12 protein-coding genes are annotated in these 15,728 nt (G+C 66.3%); 1 reads left to right on the forward strand and 11 read right to left on the reverse strand.

Annotation, left to right across the window (positions count from 1 at the left end):
• Window positions 1-2: 2 nt before the first annotated feature.
• From GUI70_RS05595 to GUI70_RS05640, 10 genes are all read right to left on the reverse strand, one after another.
• Window positions 3-872, reverse strand: a complete 870-nt coding sequence (locus GUI70_RS05595; protein WP_161881304.1) for a glycoside hydrolase family 43 protein — start codon at window positions 870-872, stop codon at window positions 3-5.
• Entirely contained in the window at window positions 869-3,550 is a 2,682-nt protein-coding gene (locus GUI70_RS05600) for a glycoside hydrolase family 38 N-terminal domain-containing protein (protein WP_161881305.1), read from the reverse strand. The genes GUI70_RS05595 and GUI70_RS05600 overlap by 4 nt, the downstream gene beginning before the upstream one ends.
• Window positions 3,543-4,892, reverse strand: a complete 1,350-nt coding sequence (locus tag GUI70_RS05605; RefSeq protein WP_161881306.1) for a glycoside hydrolase family 28 protein — start codon at window positions 4,890-4,892, stop codon at window positions 3,543-3,545. The genes GUI70_RS05600 and GUI70_RS05605 overlap by 8 nt, the downstream gene beginning before the upstream one ends.
• A gap of 95 nt (window positions 4,893-4,987) precedes the next feature.
• A complete protein-coding gene (locus tag GUI70_RS05610; RefSeq protein WP_161881307.1) occupies window positions 4,988-6,769 on the reverse strand; it encodes a DUF5060 domain-containing protein in 1,782 nt (593 codons plus the stop codon).
• Complete coding sequence (locus GUI70_RS24935; RefSeq protein ID WP_161881308.1) at window positions 6,766-7,203, reverse strand: family 4 glycosyl hydrolase; 438 nt, start codon at window positions 7,201-7,203, stop codon at window positions 6,766-6,768. The genes GUI70_RS05610 and GUI70_RS24935 overlap by 4 nt, the downstream gene beginning before the upstream one ends.
• Window positions 7,161-8,057 carry a family 4 glycosyl hydrolase gene (locus GUI70_RS05620; RefSeq protein ID WP_161881309.1) on the reverse strand — a complete coding sequence of 299 codons (897 nt, stop codon included), beginning with the start codon at window positions 8,055-8,057 and terminating at the stop codon, window positions 7,161-7,163. Before GUI70_RS05620 ends, GUI70_RS24935 begins: the two co-directional genes overlap by 43 nt.
• Window positions 8,057-9,694 carry a glycoside hydrolase 5 family protein gene (locus tag GUI70_RS05625; protein WP_161881310.1) on the reverse strand — a complete coding sequence of 546 codons (1,638 nt, stop codon included), beginning with the start codon at window positions 9,692-9,694 and terminating at the stop codon, window positions 8,057-8,059. The genes GUI70_RS05620 and GUI70_RS05625 overlap by 1 nt, the downstream gene beginning before the upstream one ends.
• Window positions 9,695-9,699: 5 nt before the next feature.
• Complete coding sequence (locus tag GUI70_RS05630; RefSeq protein WP_161881311.1) at window positions 9,700-10,590, reverse strand: carbohydrate ABC transporter permease; 891 nt, start codon at window positions 10,588-10,590, stop codon at window positions 9,700-9,702.
• A gap of 54 nt (window positions 10,591-10,644) precedes the next feature.
• Window positions 10,645-11,619 (reverse strand): carbohydrate ABC transporter permease, encoded by a 975-nt coding sequence (locus GUI70_RS05635; protein ID WP_161881312.1) that lies wholly within the window; start codon window positions 11,617-11,619, stop codon window positions 10,645-10,647.
• 145 nt (window positions 11,620-11,764) lie between these two features.
• Window positions 11,765-13,024: an extracellular solute-binding protein gene (locus GUI70_RS05640; protein WP_161881313.1), complete on the reverse strand. Its 1,260-nt coding sequence runs from the start codon at window positions 13,022-13,024 to the stop codon at window positions 11,765-11,767.
• Between the two features lie 284 nt (window positions 13,025-13,308).
• Between GUI70_RS05640 and GUI70_RS05645 the strand changes: the two genes are divergently transcribed.
• Window positions 13,309-14,556, forward strand: a complete 1,248-nt coding sequence (locus tag GUI70_RS05645) for a substrate-binding domain-containing protein (RefSeq protein WP_161881314.1) — start codon at window positions 13,309-13,311, stop codon at window positions 14,554-14,556.
• A gap of 150 nt (window positions 14,557-14,706) precedes the next feature.
• Here GUI70_RS05645 and GUI70_RS05650 read toward each other — a convergent pair whose 3' ends face one another.
• On the reverse strand, window positions 14,707-15,711 hold the full coding sequence (locus GUI70_RS05650; RefSeq protein ID WP_161881315.1) for a LacI family DNA-binding transcriptional regulator: 1,005 nt from the start codon (window positions 15,709-15,711) through the stop codon (window positions 14,707-14,709).
• Window positions 15,712-15,728: the final 17 nt, after the last annotated feature.

Consider the following 15,728-nt stretch of genomic DNA (forward strand, 5'->3'; position numbering starts at 1 on the left):
CTTCAGGTCATCACGACAGGGTTGATGGTGTCTTGCTCAAACTCAAGGTTGTCGATACACAGCATCCGCGCTCCCGGATCGGTGTTGCCGATGACGCGGCGGTGGTAGACGATGAGCCATTCGTCGGTTTCGGGCAAATGCAGATACCCGTGGTGGCCGGGGCCCTCCGCGACTGGGGGCCGACTTTTCAGCACGACGCCGCGAGGCCCGAAGGGGCCGAAGGGGTTGTCGCTGACGCCGTAGGCCACGCTGTAGGTCCCGTCCACCCAGTCACCCTGTGACCACATCAGGAAATACTGGCCGTTGCGCTTGATCATGCAGGGCGCTTCAACGTAGCCGTCCGGCGTAACACCGCGCAGACTGCCGGGCACGATCCCGGTCATCTCGTCGTTCATCACCGCGACGTTGCAGTGCTTCCAGCCACCGTAATACAGATACACCGTGCCGTCGTCGTCCTTGAAGAGGTGGGCGTCGATCGGTTGCGCTCCGCCGATGAAGCGGTCGAGCATGGGCTTTCCCAGCAGGCCGCGAAACGGTCCGGCGGGCGAGTCGGAGACGGCGATTTCCAGCCCGCCGACCTGTCCGTCGTTCAGGATGTCGTTGCTGGCGAACATCAGGAAGTAGCGCCCGCCTTTTTCAAGGATGGTCGGTGCCCAGACGGCCCGCCAGATCCAGGGAAAGTCGGCCATTTCAATGACGCCCGCGTGCTTGTCCCAGTGAATCAGGTCGGCGGAGCTGAAGGCGTCGATGTTGAGCTGCTGAGTGTAGTCGGTGGCCGAACGGGTGGCGTAGATCCAGGATCTGCCCGCATAGAATCGGGCCTCGGGATCGGCGTAGAAGCCGGGAACGATGGGATTGGCGGGGAGGTTCAAGATTGGTTCTCCTGAGCTGAGGGGGTAAGTTCCAGATGCAAGGTGACGCTGCGGCGCGGGAGCAACTCCAGGGTGACGCCCCCATCCGGTACGGCCAGTGCTTTCTCTTTGATGCCGAACAGATCGCAATGCCACGCCCGCCCAATCTTCAACAACGCCGAAGCGACACGCACGGTCTGTATATCTTCGCTGGCATTCAGCAGTGAGAGCAGAGCGCCGCCGTCCGCCGCTTTGAAGTGCGTCACCAGAACCGGCGCGTCCGGCAGATTGAGCAGCGTTCCGCTGGCGGGCAAGCGCGGCGGCGTCACGCCCGGCTCCCCGAAGTGCTGGGTCAGCGGCGCGGCGTGCTCGGTCTCCAGCCCGAAGCGCTGGGCGCGCGCCTCGTCGAACGGCCCGGCATACGGCAGCAGGCGGTAGCGGGCCGTGACCAGCCCCGGTTGCACCGGCTGGAAATTGGTTTCCCAGTAGTTGTTGGTGATCCAACCCAGCAGCATGGACCGCTCCAGCACAAATGCCGATTGGGCCTGCCCGAAGTGAAAGTCACCCAGTTGCACCATCGGATTTTCCGGCAGGGCGACGGTCACACCAAAGTCGCCGTTGTTGAAATCGGCCCAGCCCTGCACCGTGAAATAGTCGCGGCAGACGCCCGGCAACTGGTCTCGCCCCGGTATCACCGGCTGCCCGGCCATGTTCAGCCGGACTGCCGCGCCGGGCAGACTGAAGGGAAACAGCAGGTAGGTGGCCTGCGGATGCGGGTCCTGGTTCATCTCCCACTCGGCCTCGCACTCGATCCAGTCGGCATGTAAGGGTAAAAAGACGCGCTGGGCCAGCTGGCCCACTTGGGGGTGCTCCAGCAGTTGCTCCACGGCCACGCCCAGCGGCGTGCGGTAGACATGGTACGCGGTGACACGGCTGGGGCCGGTGCGGTTGGCAATCCAGCCGGGTTGCCAGCCGCTCACATCGGCGGCGGTGGGTGTCCAGTCCAACTTGTTGAGCAGGCGGCGCGGCCAGTCGTGGGTGCGGCTCGCCACCTCCTCGTGGACGAAGCCGTGCAGCGGATGTCCGGCGTCAGCGTCCACCCACTCGCGCCTGAGCTGCTTGTCGTAGAGGGAAACGACGCCGCCAAGTTCGGTGTCAAAGATGAGGCGGTAACGCGCCGTCTCCACCTCCGCTTCCTGGCTCACCGCCGCCGTGTTCACGTTCAGCACGCTTGCCTTGGGAACGGTTGCGTAGCCGAACGCCGGAACCTCGGTGGGCGGCAGCACCCAGCCCAGATTGCCGCCGTGATGGACCGCGTTGCGCCCCGTCCAGATGGATGTGGGCGGCGTGTCATGGCCCTGAAAATGGCGGCTGGCAGTGGTGTCGGCGGGGTCGCCGCGCGGCGTCAGGGTGTTGGCCGGAACCTGCCCGCTGACGGTACGCGGCCAGGGCAGCGGATTGAAGACCAGCAGTTCATCCGCGCCGCCATCCACGAACTGCGCGAAGTCGGCCAGGGCGTCACGCGCCAGCAGCAGGCTGAGGCTGCGGGCGGTGTAGGCCAGATTCAGCTTGTGGCTCTTTTGTGAAAGCGAATCGTCGGTGCCCGGCGTGCCCACTGCGCTGTCGGCCCCCCAGGTGTGTTCGCTCCACAGGTTCAGGGCGCGCCACGCCTCGTCGCGGTAGAGCCGGAAGGAACGCCCGGCCCACTGCGTTCTCAGTCCGGGTTGAGGCGCTGCGGCCAGACCCTGCAAGGCGGCGTGAATGGCGTCGGCGTCAGTCAGGCGCACCCGGTTGGCCCAATCAATCGCCGTCTCACGGGCGGTGCTGATACAGCCGAAATTCCAGAAATCGGTCCAGTCGCCGCGCCAGACCTCAAGCGGCTGCGCATGTTCTCTGAGCGCCGCCCAGAACATCCTCGGCGTCGCCATCACGATTCTCGGCCCGCGCCCGGAGGCGTTCCACTGGCGGGCGAACGTCGCATACTGCGGATAGACGCTGCCGTTGTCGCCGTAGGGGTGATCGCCCTGAAGCATCACGAAGGGCAGCGGGAACTCCACGTGTTTCAGATGGGCTTCAAGGCGCGGCACCCAGGCCGCGAACGCCGCGTCACTCGTCTCCCCGATGCCGAATTCGCGGGCGCGGGGATAGGCCCAGCCGTTGAAGGTGGGCAGGGTGCGTCCGCTGGGAGCCTGCCACCCGAACACGGCAGGCCGGGGCGGAGCACCGCCGAAGTGAATATTGATCGCCATCGAGAAGCCCTCGATTCCCGCGTCCAGCAGCACGTCGGCCAGCGGCCAGTTCTGCCCGTTCACGTCACTCTGCATGGCGTAACGGATATCCAGCCCCAGGTCGCGCAGCCGCGCCACCGCCCGCAGCGCCTCGGCAGACTGGGCGCGGTTGTGCAGCGGGGTCATGTTGGCGAACATGGCGGCGACTTCCAGGTGGCCGCTTCTGTCGGCGGCGACGAAGCGGTCGATGTCGCGCGCAGAGGCTGTTTCCAGCCACTTCAGGACGGGCGCGGTGGTTTCGCAGGTCCAGCGGAACTGGCTCTCGAAGGGGCCGTCTTGCAGCCGCTCGATGGTATTCAGGACGTCGTCGATGAAGCGGGCCTGCAACTCCCAGAAGACCGGCTGATCGGCGGTGAATCCCACGTCGGTGTGGCTGTGGTGGACCAGGTAGATGGTGTTCAGTTCAGGCACGGGCGTCTTCACCGCTGAAGTCGTCCACGCTCAGCCCGGCAGCCCGCTGCGTGAACAGGGCCTGCCCGAAGGCCGCGTGAGCGTGCGGCCCCCACTTCACCTGAACATGCCGCAGCGTCACCTCCGAAGCCCCGTTCACCGTGACGCCGTGGGTGGGCGCGTCCACCAGACTGTGGGGCGGCCGGAAATCCTGCTGACCGATGGGAGACTCGCCCTTCCAGGCGTCCACTTCAATTCGCACATTGTCCAGCAGCACATCCTGAACGTCGCCCACCTCCCCGGCATGAATGACGACGCCGTTCTCGCTGCGGGCCAGAATGTCCCGGAAGCGCAGGTGGCGAATCTGGCCCACGCCCACCGCCTTATCCTGCGCCGTGCCGTCCACGTAGATCGGCTCACCGCGTCCCCACCAGCGCTCGTCGTACATCCGCGTCTCGATGGTGATGTTGGAGAACAAGACGTTCTCGACACCGCCCGGATCGACGCACTGCACGCTCAGCCCCCGGTGCGAGTCGCGGATCACGCTGCTGCTGAAGATGACGTTGCGCACCGGACTCCAGCACTCGCTGCCGATCTTGAAGGCGCTGCTGACGCTTTGCAGGATGCAGTTGGTGACGGTGATGTCCTCGCAGTTTCCGTAGACGGCGGTGGAGCGGCAGGTTTTCAGGCAGATGGCGTCGTCGCCCGCCATAATGTCGCAGTCGCTGATGCGGACCCGCTGGCAGCGGTCCAGATCAATGCCGTCATTGTTGGGCAGACGAAGGTCGTTGTGCAGCCGCAGATGGGCGATGGTCACGTCCTGACAGCCGGTCAGCCGCAGCGTCCAGTACGCGCCGTCGCGCAGGGTCAGGCCGACCACATCCAGCCGCTGGCAGCCGATCAGGTTCAGGGTGTAGGGCCGCGCCTGATACTGCTCCTCGCCCGGCGGGCCGCGCATCTCATAGATGCCGCCCAGATCGGCCTGAACGAAGGCGCGTCCGTGGCCGTCGATTACGCCGCCGCCGGTGATGCTCAGGTCATGGGCCTCGAAGGCGGTCAGCCAGGCGCGGCGCGACAGTTCGGAGTCGGTGTCGATCAGGCCGCCGCTGATGGCGTCGCTGAAGTGCTCGGGCCGGTAATCGGCGTAGTCCGGACTGGCGAGCAGCGTCGCGCCGCGCTCCACCCGGAATTCGGTCTGGCCGCGCAACTCCAGCGAGCCGCTGAGGTAGATGCGTCCGGCGGGCAGTAGCACCGTGCCGCCGCCCGCCGCGTGGCAGGCGTCGATGGCGGCCTGAATGGCGGGCGCGTCATTGGTCTGGCCGTCGCCGACTGCCCCGTAGGTTGAAACATCGTGGGTAGACATCGGGCCTCCGGAGGGAAGGGAAGATGAGTTCTGGGCAGAGAAAAGGGCAGGGTCGGTCGTTACTCCTGCCCCGAGGGTCTCCAGGGTGTCTATGTCTACGGTGTGCGCGGCTCCCCGGCAGGCACCAGCTTGACCGCCAGATCCCTGTCGAAGGTCGGCGCCTTCAGCGTGACGCTGCCGCCCTTGACGGTCACGGGAACCACGCTCAGCCAGACATTTTTCTGCGGCGCATACCAGTAGGCGGTGTACGCGCCGTCGCTGAGCCCGTCCACCTCAAGCGTCACGCCGTAGCGGATGGGCGGGAGGTACGTCCAGTTCGTTCCAGCTTTCTTCTGAATCAGCGCTTTGGTGTAGGCGGCGCTGGCCTCGCCCGCGTCGTAGGCACTGGAACGCAGCCAGATCAGGGCGCGGGCCTTGCTTTGCAGCGTCAGGGCAGCGGCACTCAGGGTGTTGACGGCGGCGTTGTGGCCGGTCGTCAGGGTCGCCAGATTCTCCCCCTTCAGGAAATCGGCCAGGCCTTTGTACTGCGGCCACTGGTTTTGCGGATCAACGAAGGTGTCCCACCACCAGTACATCCCGCTGCCCGCGTAGCCGACGAACGGCGCGGCCCAGACGGAATTGTGAAAATGAATTCTGTCACGGATCAGTGGGACCTCGTTGCCGCTGCCCGAGTAGCCGATCTCGGCCAGCAGCACCGGCTTGCTGGGCGCGGTGTCGGTGAAGGCCGAGACGTTGCTGCGGCCCCAGGTCATCAGGTCGCGCCCGCTGTAGTCGTGCTGCTGCGAGAAACTGATTTCCGGCATCTTCCACAGATCGGCGGTGCCGCCGGTGGCGTAGCTGCTGCTGATCAGGTGATCATACGGGTCATTCTTCTTCAGCACCCCGGTCATCTCGCGGATCCAGGCTTTCAGGTCGGTGTCCCCGATCGGCGTCCAGTTGACCTCGTTCCACCACTCCCAGGCAAACAGGTTGGGCTGGGCGGCGTAGCGGGCGGCGACGTAGCGCAGTCGGCGCTTGAACAGCTCGCGTGCCTGCGGATCGGTCACGAAGGCTTCCGGCGACTTCAGCGGCCCACCGTTGGCCGCGTTGTACGGATTGTCGGCCCACTCCGGGTTGACGGTGGTGCTGAATTGTCCGTGATTGATCAGCATCAGCTTGATATTGACCCCTTTCTGGCGGGCCATTTCAAACACCTGATCGAGCAGCCAGGCCTGCGCCTGCCGCTTCCCGTAATCGCCCAGGCCGGTGTCCTTCCACTCCACCCCGAACGACCACGCCGCCATCCAGACCCGCGCCAGATTGCCGCCGTTTTGCGAGAGCTGACTCAGCCAGCGGTCGTAGTCGGCCAGCACCGCCGCGCCCTTGCTGTTCGACCAGCCGAGGTTGAGGCCGGTGGGGAAGTAGAAGGTGTTTTTTCCGTTGTCATGAGCGAAGTAGCGCGGATTCTGCTTGTCGATGCGCACGAAGCCCGGCGCGTCCGAGGCGACCACCTTGAAGCCCAGCGGCACACTCCTGGGGCCGGGGTTGGCGAACGAGGCGCTGGCCGTCCACAGCCCCGCCGAGGTCGGCGTGAAGCGCACCCGCCAGCCCGCCGACCCTTTCGGCTCCAACGTGGCACGGTCGAAGTCCTGATACCAGAAGGCCGGGACGGTGACGGTTTTTCCGGCGGGCGAGGTGAACCTCACGTTCAGCTCAGCCTGCGCCGGATTGTAGGGGTTGGCGAAGGTACCGTCGGTCGTCAGGCTCAGCTCAAGCGGCTGGAAGGTGCGGGCGGCCGCGGTGGGCGCGCTGAGGCTGAGCCGGGTGGGTGCGGCGTTGGTCTGGGCAGCGGCGAACAGGGAGAGCGAGAGACCTAGGGCCAGCAGCTTGCGGCTCATCCACCCACCCCGAATTGCGGCAACACATCGGCATGAACTTGCAGCAACTCATGGATGGCGGCCAGCCCCGCCCGCTTGTCGGGAATGGCGGGGTCGGCCAGCACCGCCTCGTCGATCAGCCGCACATCGCCCGTCGCGGCGGCCCCGGCGGCGAGGTCGTGGACGTGAGAGACCTGCTTGACGTAAGCCAGCAGATCGTCCGGCAGGGCGGGCACGTCCAGCGGCGTCACCTGACCGCCCGAAACCTGCGCGGGCAGTTCCACCACCGCGTTTTCGGGCAGTCCCAGCAGATGCCCGCCGTTGACCAGATTGACCATGTCCAGAAGCATCGTCTTTCCTGCGGCCAGCGCCGCGACCGCGTCACCGGGGCGCTCCCACGAGCGACCTTCCATCAGCGTCTGCCAGGGCTGGCGGCCCTGCGCGACCTGCCGCACGGCATCGAGCCGCCCGGCGCGTTGCCGTGGTAGGCGGTGTGTTCGTGCATGAGTGCGGGATCGAACGGCAGATATTCTCCGATGTGCGAGTCGCCGGAGAGCGGCAACACCCCGTACTTCTGCCAGAGGAAGACGCTGAGGGGCTGGTTTGACCAAGCCCCAGCCTTCAGGGCTTCGTTAACGTCGGGCAGCAAATCCTCGCCCGTCTGTCTGTCCCTCATGGCCAGTAGCCAGGCGAAGTGATTGAGGCCTGCGCTCACGACGTCCAATTCACTGGCTGGGCGGTTGAGCAGTGCGGCGACGTTGCCATACCCATCCTCACCCCCGTGCGCGACGTTGCAAAAGCCCAGATTCCTGATGGTGCTGTGCCGACTCAGCGCCGTGATGACCCTCGGCAGCGGATTGCTGACGTTGAGCAGCCAGGCGTCGGGACAGTGCGTTTCCATGTCGCGGGCGATGCCGAGGGCCAGCGGAACCGTTCGCAGGGCGTAGGCCAGCCCGCCGACGCCGCCACACTCGCTGGCGATCTCGCGCAGGCCGTGTCTGGCGATCACGGCGCGGTCCTGCGCGTAGCGCGACTGCAGCTGCACCGCCGCCGAGTTGGTGACGAAATGCGCCCCCTTGAGCGCGGACACCCGGTCAGCCGCCGCGTCCACCCGCACGTCCGCGCCCGCGCTCTCAGCCATCCGCCGCGCCACGCCCGCCATGTGCTCGGCCACTTCAGTATTCGGGTCCACCAGACCCAGGTCGAGCGGCAGACCCGAGTCGAAGATCAGATCGTGCAGCAGGCCGATGCTGAAAACGTAGCTGCCCGCACCGATCACGGCCACCTTAACCCGCTCTGGTAGGCCCATCAGTCGTCTCCCGCCACGGGTTCGCGGCTCTGGGTGCGCTGGGCCGGTACGCCCACACCCGCCAGCAGCACTCGGTAGATCGGCTCCACCATGTCCGGACTCTGCGCCAGCGCTTCCAGCGGATACAGCAGCAGATCGCGGTTGCCGGTTCTGACCCACAGCGGGCGGCCCAGCTCGTCGGTGCCCAGCAACTCGGCGTCACCCAGATTCCGGGCGTCGAGCAGCAGCGGCGTGGTCGCCAGCGCGTTGGCGTGGGCGGGCAGCGGCCAGGAGTGGTCCCCGACCAGCAGTTGCGTGGGGGCCGTCTCGGACAAACCGTAGCGGTTGTGCGGTAGCGCCCCGAAAAAGGCCCCAGCGTCCGGCACCCAGGCCCCGGTGTGAATGTCCAGCGGGCCGTGAAAGTAGCTGTAGACGACGCGCCCGGCGTGCTCCGCCAGCGCGCCCCAGGTGGGGGCCAGCAGTTTCTGGGTGGACGGCACCAGCAAGATGTCCGGTACCTGGGCCGTTCCTGCCAGAAATTCCCGTTCCGGCACGATGCGCGGCAGATACCCGAGGTTGCGCAGCGCCGCGTAGCTGTTGCGCAGCGCCCGTTTGACGAAATCGCGGTCGTCCCAGGAAAAGGGATAGCGCTCCGGCAAAAAGGAGCTGACCAGCAAGCCCACCTCCGGCAACTCGGGCAGTGGGGCGGTGAGGGCCTCACGCAGCGCCGCCGCCGACAACTTGGGGGTGCGGTCTGCGTTGAGCAGGCCGAATCTCAGCTCGAAGGCGTGGTGAACGTACGGCAAATCCCCGGTCAGCTCGAAGTCGAAGCCGCACCACCAGCACACGTGGCTGGCTCCCTGCAAGCGGGCCTCGGTGGCCACCTGGCCCGCGAATTCGGCGATCTGGGCTTCTCCGAAAGTGTTTTGCGAGGCCCCGAATTCTTCGAGCCACACCTCGCGCCCGTTCGCGAGCGCCGACGCCGTGCCCACCGCCAGCCCGTACGCCGCCCGTTGCCGCCCGGCGTCGGTCTCGGCGATGTAGAGGTGCGGCCCCAGGATGTCCTGGACATGTTCGGGCGAGAAGCCGGTCTCGTCGCCCAGGCAGTACCACGCGCCGTCGCCCAGGCTGACGGGCAGACGCGGCTCGACCTCGGCCAGCACGCCGCACAACCGCTCGGTCCAGCCGCCCACCGTCGTCTTGGTGCCCACGCCCGCGTAGATGGGCATCTCGTTACTCAGCACGTAGGCCGAGAGCGCCGGATGCTTTCCGACCCGCGCCGTCACCTCACGCAGATAGCGCGCCTGGATGTCGAGCAGTTCGGGATCGGCGTAGAGCCTGGTGGGGTCGGGGAGCCACGCCGGACTCCAGTTCTCGCCGCTCATGTGCCCTACCAGGAAGCTCAGATGCACCTTCAGGTCCGCCGCCGAGCAGAGGTCCAGAAACTGCGCCAGCCTGCCGAGCATCTCCGGCTCCACCCGGTCCGGCGTGGGCATGAAGTCGGGCCAGAACAGAAAGGCCCGCAGATAATCCACGCCCACCACTTTCAGGGCGGCGAGGTCCAGCTCGATCTCGTGGGGGCGAAAGTCGCGCCACATCTTGGGGCCAGCGTAAGCGGGCCAGTAATTCACGCCGAACTTGGCAGGCTGCTTGGTCATCACGTTTATCCCTTGAGGCTGCCCACGGTGATTCCGCTGACAAACTGGCGCTGGAACACCAGAAAGAAGATGAGGGTGGGAACCGAGGCCAGCAGGGTGGCGGCCATGATCGGCCCGGCGGCGCGCGGATCGGCCGTCAGCGACCCGGCCAGCCGCCCCAGGGCCAGCGGCAGGGTGACGTGGGCGTCGTCATTGACCACCAACAGCGGCCAGAGGAAGTTGTTCCACTCGCCCAGCGACACGAAGATTGCCATGGCGGCCAGCGCCGGGCGCACCAGCGGCAGCACGATCTGCCACCAGATGCGGACTTCCCCCGCGCCGTCAATGCGGGCGGCGTCGATCAGTTCATCCGGCACGCCCCGAATCGACTGGATCAGAAAAAACACCGCGAACGCCTTGGCCAGCCCCGGAATCAGGAGCGCCCAGTAGGTGTTGATCCAGCCGAAATCGCGCATGGTCAGGAAATTGGGAATGATGGTGACCTGCCAGGGAATCATCATTGAGCCGATGATCAGGAGAAACACGATGCGGCTGCCGGGAAACTTGTGCTTGGCCAGCACGTAGCCCGCCGCCGAGGCAATGATCAGCGACGCGACCGTCACGAACACCGTGATAGCGAAGCTGTTGGCGAAAAAGCCCAGGAAGCCGGTGCCGGTGAAGCGCTGAAACAGTCCCTGAATTTGATCGGAGACGCCGGGAGCGTACTTGGCGTTGTAGAAATTTTTCAGGGTCGGGTCCTGCACGATCAGGGTGGGGGGCGCTTTGGTGATCTCGCCGAGCGGTTTGAAGGCGCTGGTCACCATCCAGTAGTAGGGAAACAGCACCGTCAGGGCCAGCAGGTAAAAGGGCAGGCGCATCAGGGAATGCAGTCCGGGGGATCTCGTTTCACCGACCATGGTGGTCTCCTGGGGTTGTGGCGTGCGGGTTGGTGGAGCGCCGGAGGCACCAGCTCATTCGCTGGTCCGGTCTTCCGGCTCGCCGAGACGCAAATTGATCAGCGTCAGAGCGAACACGATGATGAACAGCACCCAGGCCACTGCCGAGGCGTAGCCGAGCTGGAAGCGTCCGAAGCCCCGGTCATACAGGTAGGTCACCAGCGTCAGCGCCGAATCGAGCAGGCCGCCCACGCTGCTCACGCCGCCGAACAGCAGGTACGGCTCGTTGAACACCTGAAACGCGCCGATGGTGCCAGTGATGATGATGTAGAGCATGGTGGGGCGCAGCAGCGGCAGGGTGATCTTCCAGAAGCGCTGCGAGGGGGTCGCGCCGTCGATGGCTGCCGCCTCGTAGAGTTCGCTGGGAATTGCCCTGAGCCCCGCCACGAACAAAATCATGGTGCCGCCCATCCCGCCCCAGACCGCCACCATCACCAGCATGGCGATCGCCAGCGAGGGCGTGCCCAGCCAGGTGATCGGGGCCAGCCCGAACAACCCTCTGGCCGCATTGAGGATGCCGTAGCCCTCGGAATTGAGAATCCATTTCCAGACCGCCAGAATGGCGATGCCGCCCGCCACCGAGGGCAGAAAGAACACCGCCCGCATCACCTGATCCCAGACGCCCTCGCCGCCGAAGACGACGGCCAGGGTCAGGCCCAGCACCGTGTTGATGACCACCACCGACACCACGAACAGCGCGGTGTTGCCCAGCGCCTTGTAAAAACGCGGGTCCTGAAGCAGATCGGTGTAGTTGGCGATGCCGATCAATTTCGGCGCACTGATGGCGTTGTAATTGGTAAAGCTCAGGTACAGCGAATTGATGACCGGGTACAGCACGAAGGCCGCGAACAACACCATAAAGGGCAGCAGCAGCAGCAGGGGAATTGTGAAGCTGCGCCGGACGCGGCGTGAGGGCTGAGCCGAACCCAGCGTCACCTTGACGCCGCCCCCCACCGTACTGGCCGCCAGTCCCATCTTGTCGTTTCTCATGGCACCGCCTTTTTCGTGTGCGCTGTAATGGACTGCGCCGCGCCGCGCTGGCTGCGCCCGACTGCCTCCAGCACGGCGGCAAAAAGTGGGAAGTCCCGGTGTTGCCCAGGCACTTCCCACCCACTCGCCCGTGCCAGGCCAGCGCTTATTTCTTGAGGTTGGCGTTCATGGTGGCGGCGGCCATATCCAGCGCCGCTTTGGGATCAGCGTTGTTCAAGATGACCGACTGCACGGCCTTGGACAGATCGGGGTTGCTGGCCTCGAAGCCGGGGCAGTTGGGCGGCCCGGCGCTGTCTTTGAGCTGCTTGAGCAGCGCCGCTTTCTGATCGGCAGGCAGCGAGAGGTTCGCAGCGAAATCGCTACGCGGCGGAATGAAGTACAGCCCGGCCTTGAAGGCGTTGTCGATCAGCGCCTTGGACACCTTGGCGTCGTTGAGCGACTTGAGGAAATCGGCGGCGGCATCCTTGTTCTTGGAGTAGGCCATGATGCCGATGACGGTGCCGCCCAAAAAGCCGGTGTACTTGCCGCTCGGGCCTGCAGGCAGCGCGGAGACGGCCCACTTGCCCTTCATCTTGGGGTAGGTGATGTCGAAATTGAAGGTGCTGTAGGAGGTGCCCAGCGGGTAGTTGCCATTGTCCAGGCCGCCGCCGAGATCAGGCGAGGCATCGGTGGGCACCTTGAATTTCTTGTAGAGCCCCGCGAAGTAAGTAAGCGCCTTGACGCCCGCCGGGCTGTTGACGGTGGCCTTGGTGCAGCCCTTGTCGTAGTAGCTGCCGCCTGCCTGGTACAGGTAAGGAAACAAACCCAGCCAGTCGAGGTTGCCCCACTGCACCATGTAGCCTTTCTTGCCGCTGGCCTGAATCTTGGCGATGGTGCCAGTGAGCTGATCCCAGGTCTTGGGCGCGCCGCTGACGCCCGCCGCCTTGAGCAGATCGGGGCGGTAGAACTGCAGCTGCACCGTCAGGTTGTACGGCATGGCGTAGAGCTGGCCGTCGGTGGTGACGACCGATTGCAAGATGCCCGGCAGGTTCTCGGTCTTGACCTGCTTGTCGAGGACCGGGTACGCCTTGGTCAGGTTGACCATGCCACCGAGGTTACCGAGTTCAATGCCCCACGACAGCCCGCCGGTGATGATGTCGGGGCCTTGCTGCGCCGCCGCCGCCGACAGGATCTTGGCGTGGGCGTCACTCCAGGGCAGCGCCTGAAGCGCAAAGGTCACGTTGGGGTGGGCCTTGGTGTAGAGGTCGGTGGCAGTCTGGATCACCTTGGTTTCGGTGGGATCGCCGGTCAGCCAGATGGTCAGTTTGGTGGGAGCCTGCGCGAAGGCGGCGCTCGAAAGCAGCAGCGTGCCGGTCAGGGCCGAAACCAGCGTGCGGGAAACGGTGCGGGAGAGCGGTGCGTTCATATGAACTCCTTTTTGAGATCAACCGCTTTGAGCAGCGGCACCCAGCAGCGTGGTCTGTCGAACCTGAACGTTCATGACGGTGTCGAGATGCCGTGCTTCCCGAGATTTTTGCCTGGTCCTCCTCAACGAAATCCGGCGCGGAGGCCAGATGGACGCCGCAGAACTTCGGTTTGATGTTCGTGTTTTTTAGTAAAGACATCTTAGGACCGCTGACCGGGAATGTCAAGTTGCCCACGTTGGGCCGGTGTGCTGCGCTGGCGCTGGGCGCAGCTATACTCGGACGCATGGCCCGCCCCAGCAAGCCCGGCTCCCCCACTGCACCCCCGGCTCAGGGCGCGGCGGTGCGTGACGTGACGGTGCGCGACGTGGCGGCACGGGCGGGCGTCTCGGCAGGCAGCGTCTCGCGGGCGCTCAACGGCGTGGGCGGCGTTTCTCCCGGCGTTCAGGCGCGCGTGCGGCAGGCCGCCGAGGACCTCGGCTACGACCGGGCGGGCCTGCGCTCTGCCGGGGTGCCCGCCCGCATGAGTGACATCGCTGCCCACGCAGGCGTCTCGGTGGGCAGCGTTTCGCGGGCGCTCAAGAGCCTGGGCGGCGTCTCGGCGGCCACCCGGCAGCGGGTCTTGCAGGCCGCCGGGGAACTGGGCTACGACCTGGGCAAGCTGCGCGCCGCGCCGATCACCCGCCTGGGCGTGCTGGTTCACCGGGGCGACAACGCGCTCTCGAGCAACCTGTTTTATGCCCCGGTGCTGCACGGCGCAGAGCAGGCCTGCCGCAGCCGCAAGCTGGCGATGGTCTACAGCACCGCCGGGTCCGGCGAGAGCCTGAACACGCTGGTGGTCGATCAGCAGCTCGACGGCCTGCTGTGCGTGGGGTACTTCGAGGACGAGCTGCTGGGCGCACTGCGCGCCGCCGGAAAGCCGCTGGTGCTGGTGGATCACTTCGCGGGAGAGCTGCCGAGCGTGAACAGCGACAATTTCGGCGGGGCCTACGCGGCCACCACCCACCTGTTGCAGCAGGGCCGCCAACGGGTGGCGTTCATCGGCGGGCAGCGCGAGCACTTCAGCATCGCCGAGCGGCGGCGCGGCTACCTTCAGGCCCTGGCCGATGCCGGGCGGCCCCACGTTCCGGCCCTCGACGTGCGCCGCGACCCACCCGAGCAGGAGGAGGGCGCGCGCACGGCGATGCTGAACCTGCTGGCGCTGGTCGAGCCGCCCGACGCGGTGTTCGCCTTCAACGATTCGACGGCCATCGTCGCCCTGCGCACCTGTCAGCAGGCCGGGCTGCGTGTGCCGCAGGACATCGCGCTGGTGGGCTTTGACGACATCGACCCGGCGGCCTCGCTGCACCCAGCGCTCTCCACGGTACGGGTGCCCAAGGAAGCGCTGGGCGCGCGCGGCGTCGAGCTGCTGCTCGAATTGCCGGACGCGCCCGCCGCCACGCACATCGTGGTGCCCAGCGAACTAATCGTCCGGGCGAGTTCGGCGGGCCACACCGGACCCACGCGGCGGCGGGTGGGAGCGCTCAGGCCATAGGGCGAGCGCAGGGTCCGGTTACCCCAATGTCCATTCACCTCAGCGGCCCGCGCCGCCCCGGTCCTTTCGAAACAAAGCCGGAGCGTGGAGTGGCCTGCCGCTGGCCTCAGCCAAACGCGGTCCCAGGGCACTTCTTGTGTGGCCCCTGCGCTAGCCTGCGCTGCTGGCGCGCACGATCAGCTCGGTGGGCAGGATTTCCTGATGGCCCTCGGCGCGGCGGCGCGCATCGAGCAGCAGGGCCACGCCCTGGCGGCCCAGCGTTTCCTTGTCGACCCGCACGGTGGAGAGCGGAGGGTGTGACAGCGCCGCCGCGCCGATGTCGTCAAAGCCGACCAGCGCGATGTCCTGCGGCACGCGCAGCTCCGCTTCCTGACAGACCCGCAGCGCTGTCAGCGCCGAGGTGTCGTTGAAGGCGAACACCGCGTCGGGCGGCTCGGCCAGCGCCAGTAAGCCCAGCATCGCCACTCTGGCTCCGTCTTCCTCGTCGAGCGGATCGCGGCGCACGTCGAGGGCCGGGTCCGCCGGAAGGCCCGCGTCGTAGAGCGCCTGACGGTAGCCCAGCCAGCGCTGGCGGATGCTGTGGTGGTCCGGGCCGCCGAGGTAGGCCACCCGCCGCCGACCCACCGCGAGCAGATGCCGGGTCGCCCGATACGCGCCGCCGAAATTGTCGCTGTTCACGCTCGGCAGCGCTCCCGCGAAGTGATCCACCAGCACCAGCGGTAACTCTAGGGCGCGCAGTTGCGCCATCAGCGTGCCCTCGAAGAACCCCACGCCCAACAAACCGTCGGCCTGGTGGTGCTGCACGATCTCGGCCACCTGGTCTTCGCCGCTCAGCGAGCTGTAATGCAGGGTGAGGCCGCGCGCTCGGCATTCGTCTTCCACGCCGTGCAGCACATGCGAGTAAAAGGGATTGCCGTCCGGGGCGGTGTGCTGGCGGTGCAGCAGAAACGTCACGTGGCGCAGCCGGGCCGCCCTCAGCCGGGCCGTGTCGTAGCCGAGCTCACGCGCCACCTGCAACACCTGCTGGCGGGTCTGCTCGGTCAGTCCGCCCTGCTGCCGGAAGGCCCGCGACACCGTGCCCAGCGAGACGCCTGCCGCACGGGCCACGTCCTGCAGGGTGACGGACGGCGAGGAATCGGAACCGGGCGCGCGCATGCCCGACCACTATAGTC

Origin of the sequence: Deinococcus alpinitundrae, assembly GCF_009982895.1 — a bacterium.
GTDB lineage: Bacteria > Deinococcota > Deinococci > Deinococcales > Deinococcaceae > Deinococcus > Deinococcus alpinitundrae.